Below are 20,196 nucleotides of genomic sequence, written 5' to 3' on the forward strand. Positions count from 1 at the left end.
AGGGTCAGCAACCATGACCAGCACGCTCGACCACCAGGTGGGGCAGGGTGCCGCGCTCCGCCAGGACCGGATCGGCAATGCCCTCGTGGTCCATCCGGAGGATGCGGTCAGCGACGAGGCCCGGGACCTCGCCCTGCGGATAGCCGCCGACCCGGAGAACGACATCGTCGTGCTGGACCTCCCGGACGGCGTGCCGTTCGCGGTATGGCAGTCACTGGTGCAGACTTGGCCCCGTCAGCGTAGGCGTGGTATCCGGCTGGTGACCTGCCGCAGCGGCCCGGGTGCGGCCGGGCTGACCGCGCAATGGTTGTCCCAGTTGCTCCGCTGCGTCGTCTACGCCCCCGATGGGCATCTCACGGTCGGCGCCTCCGGAACGGTTCTGGCCCATTCGTCGCCGGACAGCGGCTGGCTGCGGTTCCGCCCCGGTAAGCCGCCGGTCCGCGTCGCCACGCGGTATCCCGCGCCGGTGTGGGACACGATCGCTTCGGAAACGCGCGTCCTTGGCGCCAATACCCGCGCGGAACCGCTGACGGCAGGACTGTGGATCCACGACACTCGAGACCCGCAACGCGTCGAGCGCCATCGGCGGTTGCTGGAGACGGCGTCGGCCTTCGATCCTGAAGCCCTCACGGTCGTTCTCGGCTGCCCGGAAACGCCCCCGGTGGCACTGGAGGAGGTGCGCCGGATATGGGACGACCTCACGCTCGACCAGCGGATCCGCCTGCGGTTCGCGGCGTACGGCCCGGTCGTGACTCCGGACGGCGACCGCCTGGGGCAGGCCCTTGCCGACACGCTCGCCGCCCCGGTGGTCTGCTTCACCGGCCTCCCGCTGACCGCCCCTTACACGGAGGCGGCGTACCCGGTGAACGCCGCCGGCGAACCCGGCTGGCCTGCGTTCGTCCGGGAACTCGGCTTCGCACCACGCATCCTGCCGGTGTCTCTTCCTCGTCGCCCGGTGGTACTCAGCCATCGGATGCCGATGGACCTGGGGGAGGAGGTGGCTCGGCTGACATACCAGCCGGAGAGTGACGTGCTGGTCGAGATCGTGGAAGCGGGGCTATGGGTACGCGCACCGCAGGCACCCGACCATGCGGAGCGCCTTCGAGGTTTGCCCGCGCTTCCGGACTACTGCGCGGTGGTGTTCGAGGACAGTGATCCGCAGACGGGCACGCGGCTGATGCAGTTCGCCCGCAAGCTGGCGGAGCAGCTGAACGATGCACGAGTCGTGAGCCGGGTGCGCCCTGCCTCGGAGCTGATGCCTTCCGATGAGGACGGCTTCGTGATGTCCGCGCCGCCTCCACCCTCGCTGCCTGAACAATGGAACGGGCCGACCCCGCTGCCTCTTCCGTCCCGTGCCGGCACGGTGACGAAAGCCGCCGCACCGGAGCAGACGGAGAACTCGGCGATCGGGAGCCCGGCCGAGGTCTTGCCGCCGACTGAGGAACCGCAGCCGGTCGAGGCCTCAGCCCCGGCTCGGCCGGAGACCCGTCCCGCCGTCGAGGAGGACACATCGCCTGAGCTGGTTGTCGTTCCCGCCCCGATCGAGGCGGAGACGGCACCTGCTGCGGTGGAGCATCCCACCCCCCTGGTTCCGGTGGAGAGCCCTCCCGCCGTGGTCGCGGTGGAGACTCGCCCCGCCGGGGTTACGGCCGAGGTGGCTGCTGCTCGGGAGACACCCGAACCCCCTGCACCGGCTTCCTCTGCACCGCGTGTCGTGGACCAGGACCGGGAGCTTCTGCGTGGCATGCTGGCCCTCGTCGATCCGTGGGCCGATGTCGACGCCCTGTATGCGGCGGTTCAGCGGGTACTGCCGGGATATCCCGCGGACCGTGGTCTGGCCGAGGCCGTCGCCCTGAGGTGGTACCTGTCCCGGGGCGGTGCGGTGATAGACCCCGTGTTGTGCAACGGCGACGACGGTCCCCACCGCCCCATCACCGTGATGGCCGTGGCTGCGCTGGCCCGGCTGCCCCGCTACGTCGGCGCGGTGACGTACGCTCGTACCCCCGGTCCGGAGGAGTGGGAGATGTACCAGGACGCCCCGCTGGTCACCGACTGGGGTTTCGTGCATGCTCTCGCTGAGCCGTGCGCACTTCAGGACGGTGATACGGACGTCGTGATCTGGTCGCTCACCGGGGCCCTCACCGGTCTGCTGGAGCCGGAGGACGACGCGGGTGTGACGGACCGGGTGGTCTTCACGCCGGGAACGACGTTCAAGCTTCTCGATCTGACGCCACCTGCGGACGGCCGGCGAGGCAGAATCCTGCTGCGTGAGGTCGGTTCCGACGAGCACGACGGCCTCGCGGGATCGACGACGCTGTCAGCCGACCGAGAAGCGGCGATCGCCATGCTCCGCGAGCTGCGCGGCTGGGAGTCGAGCAGCTCGCTCGCCCGGACCCGGCCCGGGGCGACGGTCCGGTTCGACCGTCTTCCGGGCCTGGTCTGAGCGACGCCGTTCAAAGGGTGAATCGATTGGCCGGTCTGTTGTACGGCGAGCGTTCGTGGCTGATGAAGCGTCGTCACCTGCTCGGGGCTTGTGCAGTGCTGACGGCCTTACGCGGAATGGAGGGTCGTCCCGTCGACTGCGATCCACCGGAGTGGGGGCTGGTCAGCGGTCTGTCGAGGCCCGCGCGCGCGCCGGACGCGAAGGGATTTGAAGGAGTTGGGGAGCCGGCGGAAGGAAAGGGCCACGAGAGTTCGCCGGTGTCGATCGGGCCTGAACGGCTGGCAGCCCGGTTCGGTGACGAAATCGCAACACCGTTCGGTTCGTAATACCCGCCGTTCGGCGAGGGTGGTGAGTACGCTGCCCAGGCGGCCGATGTCTCTGCCACGTTGCCATGCGCAGGATGTTGCGGCATGCGGAATTCCGGTGGTGGCGAGGCCTGGGGCGGTAGACCTGAACCTTGGGCCAGGCTATTCGCCCTTGCGATCGCCACTCGCGTTTCGCCTATTGTGGTTTCGCGCCTGAGAAGGTCGGTAGCCTCGTCTCGGAATGCCCGAAGCGCGGGGAGCCTGCCGTTGTGATACAAGCGCCGTAGTGCGTCGCTTCCCGGGGTGTCCGGGCGCAGCGCCTCTTCGAGGCTTTCCAGCTCCTTCGCCAGCCGCAGATGCTCGGGGGCGTACGCCCGCGCCATCTCCACCCATGGGGTTTCGGGCGGACGCTTAGCAGACCCCGAGGCGCCTGCGGCGGCATAGTTATCGGTGGGCTGGTTATCTGCATACTGGCCCGGGACGGCAGTCCTCTGGCCCCCATCGAAGTGTTCCGGGACGGGAGCGTTGTTCTGCGCGTTTCCTCTCTGGAACTTACTCATGAACCGGCGGAGATAGTCACGCCACTTCGGCTCAGGCGAGCCACCCGGGAGGCCGCGCCATCTGTTGTCTATGAACCGCTCGGCCTGACCGATCCTGGCGTAGCTCGGCAGACCTCTGCCCCCACGGCCTTTCCGGGCCTTGAGCCAGTCGAAGTCCAACTTCGCAGTCTCTACCCAGCCCTTGTCGAGATCCATGCCGGCACTTCCTTTCGTAACCCCTGGCCACCGTAAGACGGGCCGCGACGGCTTCGGGTTCACGGAAGGCTGTACGTCGCCGGCCGGCTGGGCACCAGTACCATCGCGAGGGCAGCGCCCGCCACCATCAGCCCCGCGCAGATCAGCATCGCCGCCCGGTACGCCGGCGCCAGGTCCGCCGGGTCCGTCAGGTTGCCGGCGCCGAGCCCCGCCGCCAGCGGCAGCACCGCCACCGACAGCAGCCCGGCGGCGCGGGCCACGGCGTTGTTGACCCCGCTGGCGATGCCGGCGTGCGCGTCGTCGAGGGCGCCGAGCGCCGTGGCGGTCAGGGGCGCCACCAGCAGGGACAGCCCGAGGCCGAAGACGATCACCGGGGGCAGGACGTCCGCGGGGTAGGAGGCACCGGGGCCGATCCGTGACAGCCACAGCAGCGCCGCCGCGCAGATCAGCGGCCCGGCGGTCATCGGCAGGCGCGCCCCGATCCGCTGGCCGAGCGCGCCCGCGCGGGCCGAGAGCAGCAGCATGAGGCCGGTCACCGGGAGCAGGGCCACGCCGCCGGCCAGGGGGCTGAACCCGGCGACCACCTGGAGGTTGAGAACGACCAGGAAGAACACTCCGCCGTTGGCCGCGTACACGAGGAAGGTGACCAGGTTGGCAGCGCTGAACGCGCGGGAGCGGAACAGCGCCAGCGGCAGCATCGGGTGCCGGGCGCGGTGCTCGCGAAGGAGGAAGCCGGTGGTCCCGGCCACGCCGATCGCCAGCGCGATCAGCACCGACGGGCTGCCCGGGCCGTCCGCCGGCCAGGCGGTGAAGCCGTACGTGAGCCCGCCCAGCCCCGCCGCGCCGGTCAGCACCCCGGGAACGTCCAGGTCGGCGGCGGCCGAGGCGTTGCGGGACTCCGGGACGTGGCGGGCGGCGACGGCGAGCACGAGCAGCGCCGGCGGCACGTTGATCAGGAAGATGAGGCGCCAGTCGGCGATCTCGACCAGCCAGCCGCCGAGGAACGGCCCGAGCGCCCCGCCGACCCCGGCCAGGCCGGACCAGGCACCGATCGCCCGCGGCCGGTCCTCGCGGGTGAACGACGCCTCGAGGATGGCCAGGGCACCCGGGGTGAGCAGCGCGCCGCCGACGCCCTGGAGGACGCGCGCGGCGATGAGCAGCTCGATGCTCGGCGCCAGGCCGCAGAGCAGGGACGCGGCCGCGAACCAGCCGACGCCGATCATGAAGACGCGGCGGCGGCCGTACCGGTCGCCGAGCGAGCCGCCCAGCAGGATCAGCGAGGCGAGGCTGAGGGCGTACCCGTTCACGGTCCACTGCAGGCCGGCGGCGTCGGCGCCGAGTTCCCGGCCGATCACCGGCAGGGCGATGTTCACGACGGTGGCGTCGATGAAGGCGAGGCTGGAGCCGAGCACGGTGGCCAGCAGCACCCACCGTCCGGCGGCGGTTCCGTAGCTGACCGGGCCTGTCATGCCTGGGACAGTACGCGCGACCTCAGGCCGTACGGCGCAGCGGAGGGCCGGTCACCGGGCGGGGCAGCGCCGCCCGGGCCGCGCGCATCGCGGCCGTGGCGGCGGTGGCCGGAGCGCCGGCGGGCCGCTGCCGCAGGTCGAGCAGCGCCTCCAGGCGGGCGCCGAGCTCGGCCCGCCGGTACGGCTTCGTCAGGTAGTCGTCCGCGCCCGCGTCCAGCCCGGCCTGGATCCGGTCGCCCTCGACGTCGGCGCTGATCAGCATGATCGGCAGCTGCGCCGTTCCCGGAGCCTCCCGCAGCCGCCGGCACAGCTCGATGCCGGAGCCGCCGGGCATCCGCACGTCGAGCAGCACCGCGTCGATCCCACCGGCCCCCGCCGCCCGCTCCGCACCGGCCGCGCAGGAGACGGCCACCACCTCGTGACCGAACCGCCGCAGCGTGTAGGTGAGCAGCTCACGATGATCAGCGTCGTCATCCGCGATGAGTACGGTGGGCACGGCACCCCCTTGCAGGCCGGTCGAGTATCTGCCCGACTGTTCGGCCCGTCCCGCGAATCGCTTAGCCGTTTCGCTGGGACCCGGCGGTTAGCATGGGCCCGGTGACAGTGACGCCTATCCGTCTGATCGGTGATCCCGTGCTGCGCCGCAAGGCCGAGCCGGTCGCCGACTTCGACGCCGAGCTGCAGAACCTCGTCCGTGACCTGCGGGAAACCCTGGCCGACCGGCGCGGCGCCGGCCTGGCCGCCCCGCAGCTCGGCGTGAGCCGCCGGGTGTTCGTGATCGCGCCGCAACTGGTCGAGGAGGGCACGGTCGACCACCTGGTCAACCCGGTGCTCGACTTCCCCGACGAGGAGGACCAGGACGGCCCCGAGGGCTGCCTCTCGGTGCCGGGGATCTACCTCGACACCAAGCGCCGGCTCAACGTGGTCGCCAAGGGCTTCACCGCGCACGGCGACCCGGTCCAGGTCGTCGGCGCCGGCCTGCTGGCCCGCTGCATCCAGCACGAGACCGACCACCTCGACGGCGTGCTCTTCATCGACCGGCTCGACGCCGAACGGCAGGAGCGCCTGCTCGCCGTCACCCGCGAGGCCCACTGGCCCGACGTGAAGGTCTCCCCGCACTGACCCGCATTCAGCGCGGGGAGAGTCGGCGGGCGGCGGCGGCCAGGAGGGCGTCGGAGACGCGGGAGCAGCCCTGGCCGTCGACGGCGGCCCAGGCGCGGGTGGCCAGGCCGGCGCGGGCGGCGGGGCTGACGAGCAACCCCCGGAGGACGTCGACGGCCGCCGCGGAGCCGGCCCGGGAGTCGCGCAGCGCGGGCAGGTGACCGAGGCCCGCCGCGAGGCCGCGGGCGGTCGTGCGGCCGTACCCGAGGAGCTGGTTGTCGACCACCCACACGAGCGCGGCGGGCCGGCCCAGGCAGAGCAGCTCCCAGGTCGAGGTGCCGCTGGCGCTGATCACCAGGTCGGCCTCGGCCAGCAGCCGGGGCAGGTCGTCGGTCGGGTCGATGATCTCGAAGTGCTGGCTGGCCGCCGGTTCCAGGGCGAGCAGATCGGCGCGCAGCCGCGGGTCGGCCGCCACGACGGTGGCCGCGCAGTCGACGCCCGTGCGGATCAGCAGCCGGGCGACCACCGGCGCCGCCCGGTACGCGTCGGTCCCGCCGAAGAAGGCCAGCACCCGCGGGCGCGGCGACGCGCTCGGTGCCGGCGGCGACGGCGGGCGCAGCTCCCGGATCGCGCGCCGGAGCAGGGCGTACTCCAGTCCCGCCAGCCGCACCGCGCCCGGCGGCAGCCCCGGCCGGGCCAGCTCGGCGTCGAGGTTCTGGTCGACGAAGATGTCGGCGGGCAGCCCGCGCAGGTCTCCGTCGACGACGGCCAGGACCGGGCGCCCGGAATCCCGCACGGCCGCGACGTGCGAGGCGGGCAGCTCGTACGAGTCGACGACCACCGCGTCCAGCCCGAGCCGGTCCGCCGCGCCGGCCAGGTCGTGCGGGTCGCCCGGTGCCGGATGCCGCGGCAGGCCGCGGGCCGACACCTGCCGCTCGGCCCACTCCAGGCCGCCGAGGTCGCCGAGGAGGTGCACCGACGCCCCGCGAGCGGTCAGCTCCTCGGCCAGCGCCAGGCACCGCATGAGATGCCCCACCCCGGTACGCGTCCCCGCGTCGCACCGGATCCCGATGGTCGCCGTCACGCCTGGGCCAACTCCTTCTGGCGCACGTGCGCGTTGAGACCGGCCAGCTCGGGGCGGTCGGAGAGCCAGTCGGCGAGGGTGCGCACCGGCACCGGCCGATCCCCGAAGTGCGCGACGACCGCCTCGATGAGCCGCCAGTCGTCCTCGGTGTCGAGGGTCAGCCGCAGATGTGAGAGATCCGGTTGGAGGGTCAGGCCGAGCACGCTGAAATCGTACGGGTGGGAGTACACGTACGACGTCACGTGCGTGCGGTGGTGCTCGGTGGCGAGCTTGTCGATCTGCCGCAGCACCTCGGTACGCACGATCTCCACGTCCAGCCCTCGCGGCAGCGTGCGGGCGATCGAGGTGCTCAGGTAGTCGAGGTCCGGCGTGGCCGCGAAGACGTTGGCGGCCAGCATGACCAGCTCCGGATCGAGCAGCGGGCAGTCCGCCGTGAACCGCAGCACCGCGTCGGACCCGTCGTCGCGTTCGTCGAGGACGCCGATGAAGCGGGTGAGCACGTCGTCCACCGGCCCCCGGTGCACGGTGACGCCCAGCGCCGCGCACTCGGCGACCACCGGATCGTCGCTCTCCTCGATCGTGGTGGCCACGACCAGGTCGTCGAGGACGCCGCTGTCGCGGGCGGCCCGGACCACCCGGTCCAGCACGGTACGGCCGCCGAGGCGCCGGAGCACCTTGCCGGGCAGCCGGGACGAGCCCATCCGGGCCTGGACGATGCCGAGGGTACGCATAGAGATCCTTACCGGTCCTTCATGAGGCGGACGGCCTTACGAGCCGCGCGGGCTCCCAGCCGGCCGAGGCGATAGCCGACCTTGCCGCTGAACATGTCGATCTGGAGCCGGGCCCGGCGCAGCTCGCCGTCGCGCTTGACCAGCTCGGACTCCGCGTGCCGGATCCGGGCCGCCGAGTCGGCGAGTTGCTCCTCGAGCCGGCGCACCCGTTCCTCGTGCTCGCGCAGCGAATCCGGGACGGGCGGGGGGTCGTGGTCCACGGGCACCGGGCCCGCGTCCAGGCCGGCCGCGGCGAGCAGCACCGCGGTCAGCGAGCCGGCGTCGCGCGCGGCGGGCCAGGGGTGTTCGTAGCCGCCGGCGAGCAGCATCGCCGCGAACCGCCGGATCGCGACCGGAGTCTCGACGGCGGGCCGGGCCCGGTCGAGCACCGAGAGGGTCTCGCCGTCGACGAGCACGTTGTCGGCCGTCGCGGCGGGCTGCTCGGCGACCCAGCCGGTGAGCAGCCGACGCGCCGCGGGCAGGTCGTGCCGCAGGCAGGCGCCGATGAGCAACTCCTCCAGCAGCCGCCCGGGTGGCAGTTCCGGCATCGGGCCGGCGCCGAGCACGGCGGGCGGCAGCGCGACGGGGGTGGCGGTGCCCTTGAAGGCGAGCACGATCCAGGCGGGCGCCAGCTCCGGGCCGAGTCCGCCCCGGATCGCGGCGGCGGCGAGGCGGCGGGGGTCGCTCAGGACGCGGCGGCCGGCGTACGCGGCCCCGGCGGCACCCGAGGCGGCGGCCGCGAGGGCCCCCGAGGCGCCGTGGCGCAGCGTGGGTTCGTCGGCGACGAAGGTGGGCGCGGACGGCAACGGCCAGGCCGTACCGAGCCAGGTCACGGTCAGCCCGTCGGCGGTGAGCCGGTCGCGGAGGCGGGCCGGGTTGCCGGGCGTGGTGTCGTACTCGCCGACCGGCCGCCAGTCCGCGTCGGTGTGCGCCGAGGTCACCGTCGTGCGGTCGACCAGCTTGTGCACGCCCAGCTCGTTCTCCACGGTGAGCAGCAGCGCGCCGCCGGGCCGCAGGGCGCGGCGCAGGGCCTGGAGGCTCTCCGCCCAGTCGTACTGCGGTCCCTCCACGGTGCACAGCCGGGAGACGCCGTCCAGCGCCAGGATCACGTCGAACTCGTCGTTCAGCTTCGCCAGCGATCCGCACAGGACGGTCGCCCCGCTGCCGGCCAGGGCGTCGGCGTCCTCCTCGCCGCGGACCAGGCAGGTCACGTCGGCCTCGGCGGGCAGCGCCGCGACCAGCTCCGGGTCGTGCGGCCCGGCCACCAGGACCCGGGCGCCGGCCGGGACGAGCGGGAGCAGCGCCTCGAGCAGGCAGCGGAACGCCGGTCCGCCGGCGGGCGTCGCGTCGGACCAGCCGGGCATCTCACCACCGAGGTGTCGCAGGGTCATGGGCGGGCCCATCCGAGGATCTCCCGCAGCTCGGCGGGGGAGGCGAGGACGTCGGCGCCCAGCTCGGCGCGGGCCGATTCCTGGGCGGCGACCGGGTCGGGGTGCGCGCCGTGCAGCTCCGGCCAGGTGCGCCGGATGCGGTCCGCGATCGTGCGGACCTCGCCGGCCAGCTGCATCGGGTCGCCGTAGACGGCGGGCTCGCAGCCCACCGCGGCGCCGTAGAGGACCGCGCTGCTGAGCCGGTTCGACGCCACCCGGCGGTGCCGGCGCAGCTCGGTCAGCTGGTGGTGCAGGAACCGGGTGTCCGTGTCGCGCCAGCGCAGGCCGCGGTAGCCGTGGCAGATGACCCGGCCCGCTTCCTCGTACCGGCGGCGGGTGCGGTCGTCGCGGTACTCGTGCCAGTAGAGGCAGAACGTCACCGGGCCGTCCTCGGTCTCGAGGATCTCGTCGATCAGCCGCTGGTGGTCGCCGGCGATGTGCTGGCCCTCCCAGCCGTGGAACGGGTACCAGATCGTGCCCTCGCGTGAGGTGCCGTCGCCGGGCTCGGCCATGCTCAGCAGGTAGAGGAAGGGCGCGCCGACCGTGGTGGCGTACCGGCGGCCCATCGACCACGCCCGGCGCCGGGTCTGCTCGGACCAGACGTAGATCGGCCGGCCGGAGACGTACGGCGTGCCCGCCCCGAGCCCGTCCACCACGTTCCAGCCGTGCTGCAGGTAGCCGTTGATCCGGGGCGGATCCTCCGGGTCCAGCCCGCAGTACGCGGCCAGCACGTGCGCGTGGCCGTAGAAGTGGTTCGCGTGGTGCACGGCCTCAGCTCTCCAGGATGGTGCGCAGGGCCTCGACTACGCGGTCCTGGTCGGCGTCGGTGAGGTCGTAGAAGAGCGGCAGCGACAGCTCCTCGGCGTAGAAGGCCTCCGCGTTCGGGCACATGCCCCGCCGGTACCCGAGGTCCTTGTAGACCGGGTGCCAGTACGCCGGCACGTAGTTGACCTGCACCCCGATGCCGGCGGCGCGCATCCGGTCGAACACCTCGCGGCGGCGGCCGTCGAGGACGCGTACGGGATAGAGGTGCCGCATGGGGTCGACGTGCCCGCGCGTGACCGGCAGCCGCAGCCCCGGCACGCCCGCGAGCAACTCGTCGTAGCGGGCGCACAACTCCTGGCGGCGCGCCTTGAAAGCGGGGAGCCGCACCAGCTGGGAGCTGCCCATCGCGCAGAGCACGTCGGGCAGCCGGTAGTTCAGCCCGAACTCGTGCACCTCCTGGTGCCAGCCGCCCTCGTCCGGGTGCCGCATCCGGTCCCGGTCGCGCACCAGGCCGACCGTGCGGAACACGCGGGCCCGCCGCAGCAGCTCCGGGTCGGCCGTCGCGACCGCCCCGCCCTCGCCGGTGGTGAGGTTCTTGGTCGGGAAGAACGAGAAGGTGGTCAGGTCGGCGAGCGTGCCGACCGGCCGCCCCCGGTACGCCGACCCGATCGCGTGCGCCGCGTCGGCGATCAGCACCGCGTCCGCGCTGTCCGCGACCTTGCGCAGGGCGTCGTACTCGGCGGGATGCCCGGCGTAGTCGACCGCCGCGATCGCCCGGGTGCGCCCGGTGACCGCCGCCTCGGCCGCGTACGGGTCCAGGTTGGCGGTGTCCTCCTCGACGTCCGCGAAGACCACCGTGGCGCCGAGCATCGAGGCGGTGCCGGCGGTCGCGTAGAAGGTCATCGGCGTGGTGACCACCTCGTCGCCGGGCCCGACCCCGGCCGCCGCGTACGCCGTGTGCAGCGCCGCCGTTCCGTTGATCACGGCGACGCAGGGCGCGCCCGCGACCCGGGCCAGGTCGTCCTCGAACGAGACGACCCGGGGGCCGGTGGTGAGCCAGTCGCTGCGCAGCGCCGACGTGACCGCCTCGACGTCGGCGTCGGTGACGTTCTGCCGTCCGTACGGCAGCATCACTTCTCACCGATGAGGTCGCGCATCTCGTCGACCTCCAGCCAGAGGTCGTTGTTGTCGGAGCGGTAGTTGAAGCCGTCGGCGACCGGCTCGCCGCCCCGCGGGGTCTCGTAGCCCCAGCTGGCGACGACCGGCTGCACCACGTAGCGGTCCGGGAAGCGCAGCGTCCGGCGGCTGTCGTCGGAGGCGATCATCTCCTCGTGCAGCTTCTCGCCGGGCCGGATGCCGGTCTCGTGCGTGGGCGCGTCCGGCGCGACGGCCTCGACCAGGTCGAGGATGCGCATGCTCGGGATGCGCGGCACGAACAGCTCGCCGCCCTGCATCACGTCGAAGGAGTCGACGACGAACTTGACCGCCTGGTCGAGGGTGATCCAGAAGCGGGTCATCCGCTTGTCGGTGATCGGCAGGCTCTTGCCCTCGGCGTTGAGCTTGCGGAAGAACGGCACGACCGAGCCGCGGCTGCCCATCACGTTGCCGTAGCGCACCACCGAGAAGCGGGTCGGGTGGGTGGCCGCGTAGTGGTTGCCCGCGATGAACAGCTTGTCGGCGACCAGCTTCGTGGCGCCGTACAGGTTGATCGGGCTGGACGCCTTGTCGGTGGAGAGCGCGACGACGCGCTGCACGCCGGCGTTGATGGCGGCGTCGATGACGTTCTGCGAGCCGTTGATGTTCGTCGCGACGAACTCGGAGGGGTTGTACTCGGCGGTGTCGACCTGCTTGAGGGCGGCCGCGTGGACGACGTGGTCGACGCCGTGCATGGCCCGGTCGAGCCGGTCCTTGTCGCGGATGTCGCCGAGGAAGAACCGCAGCCGGGGATCGTCGCCGAACATCTGGCGGACCTCGTACTGCTTGAGCTCGTCGCGGCTGAACACCACGATCCGCTGGGGGTCCAGGTGCGCCAGTGCATGGCCGAGGAAGGCCTTCCCGAACGAGCCGGTCGCACCGGTGACCAGGATCGAGGATCCGCTCAACACACTCATGAAATTGCTCCCGGGGGTGGGCACGGGCAATGAACGGCGAAAGCATAACCACGCCGATCGACTATTCCAGGGGCTGCGGAAAATGCCAGGCGCAATTCACGCCGAGTTCAACTCGGCTTTGTCGCCGCGTCGTGACCGCTGAGGCAAGGTGGTTTCCTTCGCCCATCCGCCCTTGGAGTCATACCGTGATTGAGCTGCAGAGACTACGTGAAGCGTTCCGGACCTCGCTGGACCTGCCGCCGGACGCCCCCGTGGACGATCTGCACTACCAGGACAATGAGAAGTGGGACTCGCTGGCGCACATGTCGCTCGTCGCGGCCATCGAAGATGAATTCTCGGTAATGATCGACACCGATGACGTGATCAATATGTCCAGCTTCCACGAGGCCATGCGAATTCTGGGTAAATACGGGGTGGACTTCGATGCCTGATCGGGTTGCGCTCGTCACCGGCGCTTCCCGGGGTATCGGCCGCGCGGTGGCCCAGCGGCTCGCCGAGCAGGGCCACCACCTCGTCGTGCACGGCCACCGCGCCGACGTGATCGAGGAGGCGGCGGCCCAGCTCGCCGACAAGTACGGCGTCGAGGCCGTGCCGGCCCACGGCGACATCGCCGACCCGCAGACCAGCCGCGCGATGATGCGCCTGGCGTTCGAGCGGTTCAAGCGGCTCGACGCCCTGGTCGTCAACGCCGGCACGCACGCCGCCGGGATGCTCGGCATGACCGACGACGCCACGGTCCAGCGGCTGTTCGCGGTCAACGCGGCGGGTGCGGCGTACACGTTGCAGGGCGCCGTACGCCTGCTCGGCCGCGGCCGGGACGCCGCGGTCGTGCTGGTCTCCTCGGTCACCGGCACCCACGGCATCGCCGGCCAGGCGGTCTACGCGGCGTCGAAGGCCGCGGTCAGCGCGCTGGCCCGCTCGGCCGCCAAGGAACTCGGCCCGCGCGGCATCCGGGTGAACGCGGTGGCGCCCGGCTTCATCGCCACCGACATGCTCGGCTCGCTCGACGACAAGGGCCGCGCCGAGCGGATCGCGGACACCGCGCTCGGCCGGCTCGGCGAGGCCGACGAGGTCGCCGACGCGGTGACCTTCCTGCTCTCCGGGCAGGCCCGGTTCGTGACCGGCCAGGTGCTCGGGGTCGACGGAGGACTCACGCTGTGAACCTGCTCCATCCCCGGGCCCGGGTGATCGACGACGCGACCGGTGAGGTGCTGCACTCAGCCCAGGTGGACGCCGCCGCGGCCAGCTTCGAGAAGCTGCCGCCCGGCGTCGTCTTCGCCCTCACGCCCACCGAGATCGGTGCGGTCGCCCGCTACCTGGGCGCGCTCGTGGCCGGCCGGCCCATCGCCCTGCTCGACCCGGACCTCGACCGGTCCGTGCTGCTCGCGCTGCTCGAGCGGTTCGCGCCCGTGCAGGTCACCGGGGTGACCGGGGCGCCGCCGGACGGCTACCGCGCCGATGCGGACACCTGGCTCCGGGAGACGCCGGCCGCCGAGCCGCACCCCGAGCTGGCGCTGCTGCTCACCACGAGCGGCTCGACCGGCAACCCGAAGCTGGTCCGGCTGTCCCGCTCGGCGGTGCTCACGAACGCCGCCGCGATCGGCGACAGCCTCGGCATCAGCGGCGACGACGTGGCGCTGACCACGCTGCCGCTGTTCTACACGTACGGGCTGTCGGTGCTGAGCAGCCACCTTCTGCGCGGGGCGACCGTGGTCCTCGAACGCGGCGGCATCCTCCAGCGCGACTTCTGGACGGCGGTCGGCACCCACGGGGTCACCACGCTGGCCGGGGTGCCGTACCAGTACGAGATGCTGCGCCGGCTGCGCTTCGACCCGGCCGCGCACCCGAGCCTGCGGACGCTCACCCAGGCGGGCGGCCGGCTCCGCCCCGAGCTGGTCGAGGACTTCGCGCACCGGATGGCGTCCGTCGACGGCCGGCTCTTCGTCATGTACGGCCAGACCGAGGCGACCGCGCGGATGGCGGTGCTCCCGCCGGACCGGATCGCCGACAAGCTCGGTTCCGCCGGGCTGCCGATCCCCGGCGGGTCCTTCGCCGTCGCCGACGGCGAGGTCGTCTACACCGGACCCAACGTCATGCTCGGGTACGCCGAGAGCGCCGCGGACCTGGCCCGGGGCGACGACCTCGGCGGCGTGCTGCGCACCGGCGACCTGGGCCGCCTGGACGACGAGGGCTTCCTGTTCCTCACCGGCCGGCTCAAGCGGATCGGCAAGGTGTTCGGCGTCCGGGTCAACCTCGACGACGTCGAGCGCACCCTCGCGGCCCACGGCGCGGTGGCCGCCATCGCCGGCGACGACAAGCTGCACGTCTTCGTCGAGGGCGCGGACGCCGCCCGGGCCCGCTCGGTCCGCGGCGAGCTGGCCGGCTTCCTCGGCACCCACTTCACCGGCCTGGACGTCCGCGGCATCGACGCGCTGCCCCTGCTGCCCACGGGCAAGATCGACTACCGCTCGCTGGAGGCCTCGGTATGAGTGTGTTCACGCTGGCGCAGGAGGCCCGCGAGGCGCTGCTGCACAAGGAACTGGCCGAACTGACCGAACACCACCGGGCCCACTGCGCCGAGTACGACCGCATCCTCACCGCCTCGGGCTTCACCTCCGCCGCCACGGTCGCGGACCTGCCCTGGCTGCCCGTACGCCTCTTCAAGAACCTGAAACTGAAGAGCATCCCCGACGACGAGGTGTTCAAGGTCCTCACGTCGAGCGGCACCACCGGCGAGGTGAGCCGGATCTACCTGGACAAGGCGGCGGCCGCGACGCAGACCCGGCAGCTCGGCGCCACCCTGCAGACGGTGCTCGGCCGCAAGCGGCTGCCGATGATCCTCGTCGACTCGCGGGGCATCCTGAAGGACCGCCGCTCGTTCAGCGCCCGTGGCGCCGGGGTCCTCGGCATGGCGACCTTCGGCCGCGACCACGCCTGGGCGCTCGACGCCGACGGCGAACCGGACGTGCCCGCCCTGCGGAGCTTCCTCGAGAAGCACGGCGCGGAACCGTTCCTCGTCTTCGGCTTCACCTATCTCGTCTGGCTGCACCTGTACGAGGTCGCCCGCGAGCACGGCCTGGACCTCAGCAACGGCATCCTCATCCACTCCGGTGGCTGGAAGAAGCTCGTCGACCGGGCGGTGTCGCCCGGGGAGTTCCGCCGGCGCCTGCGCGAGGACACCGGCCTGACCCGGATGCACAACTTCTACGGCATGGTCGAACAGATCGGCACGATCTTCCTCGAGGGGCCGTCGGGCGGCTCGCTGTACTGCCCCGACTTCGCCGACGTCATCATCCGCGATCCGCACACGTGGGCGGAACAGCCGGTGGGGGAGCCGGGGCTGATCGAGGTGGTGAGCACGCTGCCCACGTCGTACCCGGGCCACGTGCTGCTCACCGAGGATCTCGGGGTGCTCGACGGGATCGACGACGGGGACTGGCCGGGCAAGCGCTTCTCGGTGCTCGGGCGGCTTCCCCGCGCCGAGGCCCGCGGCTGCAGCGACACGTACAGGGAGGCGTCGTGAGGTTCCGTTTCGGCGAGCCGGGGGAGCTGACCGCGCCCTCGGACGAGCGGCTGGCCGTCGGCGACCCGCGGGTCATGGACTTCCTGAGCCGCTTCGCCCGGCGCCTGCTCGCGCCCGCGATGGCCCGCCGTCACCCCGAGCTCGGCTCGCTCGGCTACTTCCTGCGACCGGCCGAGCTCGCCCGGGCCACCAGCCGGATGCGGCGCGACGACGACACGTACGTCTTCCCGCGCGGCACCGTCTTCCACGTGCCACCGGCCAATGTGGACACCATCTTCGTCTACTCGTGGGCGCTGTCCGCGCTGGCGGGCAACCACAACGTCGTCCGCATCTCGTCGCGTTCGGCCGGTGCCGCCGAGACCGTGCTCGAGACCCTCAACGCGACGCTCGCCGACGCGGACCCGGTGATCGGGCGTACCCAGCGGATGGTCACGTACGGCCGGGACGACCGGCTGACCGCGGCGCTGAGCGCGTGGTGCGACCTGCGGGTCATCTGGGGCGGCGACTCGGCGGTGGAGGCGATCCGGCGGCACCCGCTGCGGCCCTCGGCCCGTGACCTCACGTTCCCGGACCGCACGTCGTGGGCCGCGCTGTCGGTGCCCGGGTGGCACGCCGCCGACCCGGCCGCCCGTCGCGCCGCCGTGGTCGGGTTCTCCAACGACGCGTACTGGTTCGACCAGGCGGCGTGCTCGTCCCCGCGTACGGTGTTCCTGGTCGGCGGCGGACCGGCCGAGGCCGGGACGGCGCGCAAGGAGTTCCTGACGCTGCTCGGCGACGTCGTGGAACAGCGCGGCTGGGTGATCGACGCCGCGATGGCGGTGGAGAAGCGGGTCAACGCGTACGGGCTCGCGGCCACCGGCGCGGCGTCCGCCCTGGCCTTCCCCGGCAACGCGGTCACCGCCCTGTCGCTCACCGGGATCGACGCGGCCCCGCGCCGCTGGATCGGCGCGGGCGCGTTCCCGTTCGCCCACGTCAGCACCCTGGCCGAGCTGGTGCCCGCGATGAACCGGCAGGACCAGACGTTCAGCCACTTCGGCTTCGCGCCGGACGACCTGCGCGGGTTCGCCGCCGCGCTGGGCGGCCGCGGCGTGGACCGCATCGTGCCGTTCGGGTCCGCGCTCACCTTCAGCGCGATCTGGGACGGCTACGACCTGCCGCGGGAGTTCACCCGGCTGACCACCCTCGAGACGTGACCGGCGTCGTCCTGTCGGTCGTCGTGCCGATGTTCAACGAGGAAGCGGTCGTCCCCGCGCTCGTCGCCCGGCTGCGTCCGGTGCTCGACGGGCTGGCCGTCGCGTACGAGGTGGTCGCGGTGGACGACGGCAGCGGCGACCGGACCGCCGCGCTGCTGTTCGAGCAGGGCCGCACCTGGCCCGAGCTGAGGCTGCTGCGGTTGCGCCGCAACAGCGGACACCAGGCGGCGCTCACCGCCGGGCTGCACCGGGCGCGCGGCGACTGGGTGGTCAGCATCGACGCCGACCTCCAGGACCCGCCCGAGGCCATCGCGCCGATGCTGGCCGCCGCCCGCGAGCGGGGCCTCGACGTGGTCTACGGCGTGCGCTCCGACCGCAGCAGCGACAGCCTGTTCAAGCGGAGCACCGCGGGCGCGTACTACCGGCTGATGCGCCGGCTGATCGGCGGCGACGTGCCCGCGCAGGCCGGCGACTTCCGGCTGCTCAGCCGCGAGGTGGTCGAGGTGCTCAAGGTGCTGCCCGAGCGCACCCCGGTCTACCGGCTGCTGGTGCCCTCCCTCGGGTTCGCCTCCGGCTCCGTCTCCTACGTCCGCGAGAAGCGCGCGGCGGGCGAGACGAAGTACCCGCTGCGCAAGATGGCCGGCCTCGCCTGGGACAGCGCCGCGGACTTCTCCGCCGCACCGCTGCGGCTGGCGACCTGGCTGGGCGCGCTCGCGTTCCTCGCCTGCCTCGGCCTGATGGTCTTCGGCCTCGTCGTGTGGGCCAACGGCACCGTGATCCCCGGCTGGACCTCGCTCTTCCTGGCCGTGCTCCTGCTCGCCGCGGTGCAGCTGATCTGCCTCGGCCTGCTCGGCGAGTACGTCGCCCGGATCTACCGCACCGTGCAGAACCGCCCGGCGTTCCACATCGGATTCGACTCGCTCGCGCCGGATCCCGGCCCGGTCGACATCCCTCGGCAACGGCCGGCGGCCGCGGCCCGGTGATCCGCGCCCTGCCGTGGCTCCTCGTCCTCGCCGGGTGGGCCGGCACCCTGCTGGGCACCGGTACGCCCGGCGACGAGATCGCCGTCTACGCCGCGTACCTCGTCCTGGCGGTCGTGCTGCCCGGGACCCTGCTGCACCGGGCGCTGCGGGGCAGCCGCGGCAACCTGCCCGAGGATCTGGGGCTGGGGGCCGCCACCGGGCTGCTGATGCAGCTCGTCGCCTGGGCGCTCGCCGCGGCGGCCGGGCTCCAGCCGCTGCTGCGGTGGTGGCCGCTGCCGGTGATCGCGGCGTTCGTGGCCGTACCCGCGCTGCGGCGGCACTGGCGGATCGCCGAGCCCCGGCCGCTGCCGCGCCGCTGGTCCTGGATGATCTGCGGGGTGCTGGCCGGCGTCCTGGTCCTGGGCGCGGTCGCGTGGACCACCAACCCGCTGCCGCCCGCGGACACCGTCTACTACCCGGACGTGCTCTACCACCTCGCGCTGGTGCACGAGATGACCCGGTCGATGCCGTTCGAGGTGCCGCAGCTCGCCGGGGAGACCCTGCGCTACCACTACCTCTCCGACGCCGACATGGCCGCCGCGAGCATGATCACCGGCATCGATCCGGCGACCGTGCTGCTGCGGTTCTGGATGGTGCCGATCGGCGCGATCGCGGTGCTCGTGTTCGCCGCGCTGACCCGCGACGTCAGCGGCAGGTGGTGGGCCGGGCCGCCGGCCGCGGGGGTCGCGCTGACCGGGCTTCCGCTGGTGCTGGGGGCGCCGGTGCAGGCGTACGGCGGCACGTCGTTGTCGTTCTCCAGCCCGTCACAGACGTACGCGATGCCGCTGCTGGGTCTGCTCGTCACGATCGCCGTCGACGTGCTGCGCGGCGGCCGGCCGCGGGCCGCCTGGTTCCTGGTGCCTCCGCTCGCCCTGGCCTGCGCCGGCGCCAAGGCCAGCACGCTCCCGCCGCTGGTCGCGGGCCTGATCCTGGCAGGTCTGGCGGCGATCCGGCGTCGCGCGATCCTGCCGCGGCTCGCCCTGTTCACCGCCCTGGTGGTGGCGGCGATGCTGGCGGGGCTGCGACTGTTCGCCGGCGGCGGCGCGGGCACCCTCGGCGTGCAACCGCTGAGCCTGCTCCGCTGGATGGAGCCGTACGCCGACACCCTCGGCCGCTTCGACGGCGTCGTCCCCGGCGGCCCGCTGCCACCCGGGGTGCAGCAGGCGGACGAGCCGGGCCGCTACCTCATCGCCGGCATCGTCGTGTGGTGGCTGATGTCCCAGTCCCCGCGCCTGTTCGGCGTCGCCGGCCTCGGCACCCGCGGCCTGCGCCGCGACCCGGCGGCCTGGCTCCTCGGCGGGATGGCCGCCGCCGGTACGGGCGCGGCCTGGCTCCTCTGGCACCCGTCGGCGAGCCAGCTCTACTTCTTCCTGTGCGCGGCGCCGTTCGGGGTGGTGCTGACCACCTGGCTCCTAGCCGGCCTGACCCGCCGCTGGTGGCTGCCGGCGGCGGGCTTCACGGCCGGCGCGCTGTGGGCCGTCTTCGCGCCCGGCGTGGATCCCCCGGCCGACCCGGCGTCGGTGTCCGGCTGGGGCTGGGCGATCGCGCTGCCCGGCCTGCGCACCCTCGCCTTCGTGGCGGCGGCCGCGGTCGTGGTGGCGATCCTGCGCAGGCCCGTACGGGTCCTGGCCGCCGCGGTGGTCGCGGCGGTGCTGGGCGCGAGCCTCGCCACCGGCCTGGCGGCCTCCGTCCGCGACCTGACCCGGCAACCCGTTCCGGAACCGTTCCCCAACCCGCGCGTGGTGACGGCGGCCGAGATGAGCGCCGCCCGGTGGCTCGACGAGCACGCCGCACCGGACGACGTGGTGGCGACGAACGTGCACTGCGTACCGATCGACCGCACCCCGCCGTGCGACGCCCGCGCCTTCTGGGTGGCCGGCCTCGGCGGCCGGCGAACCCTGGTGGAAAGCTGGGCCTACTCCGACGCCACGGTCGCGGCCAACGGCTACGAGGGCCGCAAGTACATGTTCCAGCCGGCCCCCGACCCGGTGCGCTACGAGAACAACCAGCGCGTCTTCACGGAGGCATACCCGGCGGGGTTGTCCGAACTCCGCACGGCGGGCGTCCGCTGGCTCTTCGCCGACAGCCGAGCCACCGCGATCTCCCCCCACCTCGCCGACGCGGCCCCGATCCGCCACGTCTCCGGCCCGGTGACCATCTACGAACTCCGCTGACCCGGCTCAGGGCTGTTCGTAATGGATGTTCATCGACATCCAGGAGGGTCG

At 72.9% G+C, this 20,196-nt stretch carries 17 protein-coding genes; 9 read left to right on the forward strand and 8 right to left on the reverse strand.

The window, feature by feature from the left end; genetic code table 11:
• The first annotated feature begins 13 nt into the window (after positions 1-13).
• Positions 14-2,443, forward strand: a complete 2,430-nt coding sequence (locus CLV70_RS15610; protein WP_106127199.1) for a hypothetical protein — start codon at positions 14-16, stop codon at positions 2,441-2,443.
• 1,119 nt (positions 2,444-3,562) lie between these two features.
• On the opposite strand, the gene CLV70_RS15615 is transcribed toward CLV70_RS15610, so the two are convergent.
• Both CLV70_RS15615 and CLV70_RS15620 read right to left on the reverse strand, forming a co-directional pair.
• Positions 3,563-4,972, reverse strand: coding sequence for a DHA2 family efflux MFS transporter permease subunit (locus CLV70_RS15615; RefSeq protein ID WP_106127200.1), 1,410 nt, complete (start codon positions 4,970-4,972; stop codon positions 3,563-3,565).
• Between the two features lie 22 nt (positions 4,973-4,994).
• Positions 4,995-5,468: a response regulator transcription factor gene (locus CLV70_RS15620; RefSeq protein ID WP_106127201.1), complete on the reverse strand. Its 474-nt coding sequence runs from the start codon at positions 5,466-5,468 to the stop codon at positions 4,995-4,997.
• 101 nt (positions 5,469-5,569) lie between these two features.
• Here CLV70_RS15620 and def point away from each other — a divergent pair, with 101 nt between their 5' ends.
• Positions 5,570-6,094: a peptide deformylase gene (gene def / locus CLV70_RS15625; protein WP_106127296.1), complete on the forward strand. Its 525-nt coding sequence runs from the start codon at positions 5,570-5,572 to the stop codon at positions 6,092-6,094.
• 7 nt (positions 6,095-6,101) lie between these two features.
• Here the strand turns inward: def and CLV70_RS15630 are convergent, their stop codons facing one another.
• The 6 genes from CLV70_RS15630 to pseB are packed head-to-tail and all read right to left on the reverse strand — an operon-like array spanning position 6,102 to position 12,227.
• Positions 6,102-7,097 (reverse strand): PseG/SpsG family protein, encoded by a 996-nt coding sequence (locus CLV70_RS15630; RefSeq protein WP_245908265.1) that lies wholly within the window; start codon positions 7,095-7,097, stop codon positions 6,102-6,104.
• A gap of 56 nt (positions 7,098-7,153) precedes the next feature.
• Complete coding sequence (locus tag CLV70_RS15635; protein ID WP_106127203.1) at positions 7,154-7,888, reverse strand: cytidylyltransferase domain-containing protein; 735 nt, start codon at positions 7,886-7,888, stop codon at positions 7,154-7,156.
• Positions 7,889-7,896: 8 nt separating this feature from the next.
• A complete protein-coding gene (locus CLV70_RS15640) occupies positions 7,897-9,318 on the reverse strand; it encodes a hypothetical protein (RefSeq protein ID WP_106127204.1) in 1,422 nt (473 codons plus the stop codon).
• The gene (locus tag CLV70_RS15645; RefSeq protein WP_106127205.1) at positions 9,315-10,124 is read right to left on the reverse strand and encodes a hypothetical protein; all 810 of its coding nucleotides are present in this window, start codon (positions 10,122-10,124) and stop codon (positions 9,315-9,317) included. Before CLV70_RS15645 ends, CLV70_RS15640 begins: the two co-directional genes overlap by 4 nt.
• 4 nt (positions 10,125-10,128) lie before the next feature.
• On the reverse strand, positions 10,129-11,253 hold the full coding sequence (locus CLV70_RS15650; RefSeq protein WP_106127206.1) for a DegT/DnrJ/EryC1/StrS family aminotransferase: 1,125 nt from the start codon (positions 11,251-11,253) through the stop codon (positions 10,129-10,131).
• On the reverse strand, positions 11,253-12,227 hold the full coding sequence (gene pseB, locus CLV70_RS15655; protein WP_106127297.1) for a UDP-N-acetylglucosamine 4,6-dehydratase (inverting): 975 nt from the start codon (positions 12,225-12,227) through the stop codon (positions 11,253-11,255). Before pseB ends, CLV70_RS15650 begins: the two co-directional genes overlap by 1 nt.
• Positions 12,228-12,421: 194 nt before the next feature.
• On the opposite strand from pseB, the gene CLV70_RS15660 reads away from it, so the two are divergent.
• From CLV70_RS15660 to CLV70_RS15690, 7 genes are read left to right on the forward strand one after another with little or no spacing between them, the layout of a single operon-like run.
• Positions 12,422-12,664 (forward strand): acyl carrier protein, encoded by a 243-nt coding sequence (locus CLV70_RS15660; RefSeq protein WP_106127298.1) that lies wholly within the window; start codon positions 12,422-12,424, stop codon positions 12,662-12,664.
• Positions 12,657-13,394 (forward strand): SDR family NAD(P)-dependent oxidoreductase, encoded by a 738-nt coding sequence (locus CLV70_RS15665; protein ID WP_106127207.1) that lies wholly within the window; start codon positions 12,657-12,659, stop codon positions 13,392-13,394. The genes CLV70_RS15660 and CLV70_RS15665 overlap by 8 nt, the downstream gene beginning before the upstream one ends.
• Positions 13,391-14,722 carry an AMP-binding protein gene (locus CLV70_RS15670; protein ID WP_106127208.1) on the forward strand — a complete coding sequence of 444 codons (1,332 nt, stop codon included), beginning with the start codon at positions 13,391-13,393 and terminating at the stop codon, positions 14,720-14,722. The genes CLV70_RS15665 and CLV70_RS15670 overlap by 4 nt, the downstream gene beginning before the upstream one ends.
• Complete coding sequence (locus CLV70_RS15675) at positions 14,719-15,756, forward strand: LuxE/PaaK family acyltransferase (protein WP_106127209.1); 1,038 nt, start codon at positions 14,719-14,721, stop codon at positions 15,754-15,756. The genes CLV70_RS15670 and CLV70_RS15675 overlap by 4 nt, the downstream gene beginning before the upstream one ends.
• Positions 15,753-16,949 carry an acyl-CoA reductase gene (locus tag CLV70_RS15680; protein ID WP_425440158.1) on the forward strand — a complete coding sequence of 399 codons (1,197 nt, stop codon included), beginning with the start codon at positions 15,753-15,755 and terminating at the stop codon, positions 16,947-16,949. Before CLV70_RS15675 ends, CLV70_RS15680 begins: the two co-directional genes overlap by 4 nt.
• The gene (locus tag CLV70_RS15685; RefSeq protein ID WP_106127210.1) at positions 16,946-17,932 is read left to right on the forward strand and encodes a glycosyltransferase family 2 protein; all 987 of its coding nucleotides are present in this window, start codon (positions 16,946-16,948) and stop codon (positions 17,930-17,932) included. The genes CLV70_RS15680 and CLV70_RS15685 overlap by 4 nt, the downstream gene beginning before the upstream one ends.
• The gene (locus tag CLV70_RS15690) at positions 17,929-20,145 is read left to right on the forward strand and encodes a hypothetical protein (RefSeq protein ID WP_106127211.1); all 2,217 of its coding nucleotides are present in this window, start codon (positions 17,929-17,931) and stop codon (positions 20,143-20,145) included. The genes CLV70_RS15685 and CLV70_RS15690 overlap by 4 nt, the downstream gene beginning before the upstream one ends.
• The last annotated feature ends 51 nt before the right edge of the window (positions 20,146-20,196 follow it).

The sequence above is a fragment of the Pseudosporangium ferrugineum genome, from assembly GCF_003002065.1.
Lineage (GTDB): Bacteria > Actinomycetota > Actinomycetes > Mycobacteriales > Micromonosporaceae > Actinoplanes > Actinoplanes ferrugineus_A.

Excerpts from the sequence above, each read along its gene's own strand:
- CLV70_RS15630 (WP_245908265.1), bottom strand. The coding sequence starts at position 7,097 with ATGCGGTGCCTGGCGCTGGCCGAGGAGCTGACCGCTCGCGGGGCGTCG.
- CLV70_RS15640 (WP_106127204.1), bottom strand. The coding sequence starts at position 9,318 with ATGACCCTGCGACACCTCGGTGGTGAGATGCCCGGCTGGTCCGACGCG.
- CLV70_RS15675 (WP_106127209.1), top strand. The coding sequence starts at position 14,719 with ATGAGTGTGTTCACGCTGGCGCAGGAGGCCCGCGAGGCGCTGCTGCAC.
- CLV70_RS15615 (WP_106127200.1), bottom strand. The coding sequence starts at position 4,972 with ATGACAGGCCCGGTCAGCTACGGAACCGCCGCCGGACGGTGGGTGCTG.
- CLV70_RS15665 (WP_106127207.1), top strand. The coding sequence starts at position 12,657 with ATGCCTGATCGGGTTGCGCTCGTCACCGGCGCTTCCCGGGGTATCGGC.
- CLV70_RS15650 (WP_106127206.1), bottom strand. The coding sequence starts at position 11,253 with ATGCTGCCGTACGGACGGCAGAACGTCACCGACGCCGACGTCGAGGCG.
- CLV70_RS15610 (WP_106127199.1), top strand. The coding sequence starts at position 14 with ATGACCAGCACGCTCGACCACCAGGTGGGGCAGGGTGCCGCGCTCCGC.
- CLV70_RS15635 (WP_106127203.1), bottom strand. The coding sequence starts at position 7,888 with ATGCGTACCCTCGGCATCGTCCAGGCCCGGATGGGCTCGTCCCGGCTG.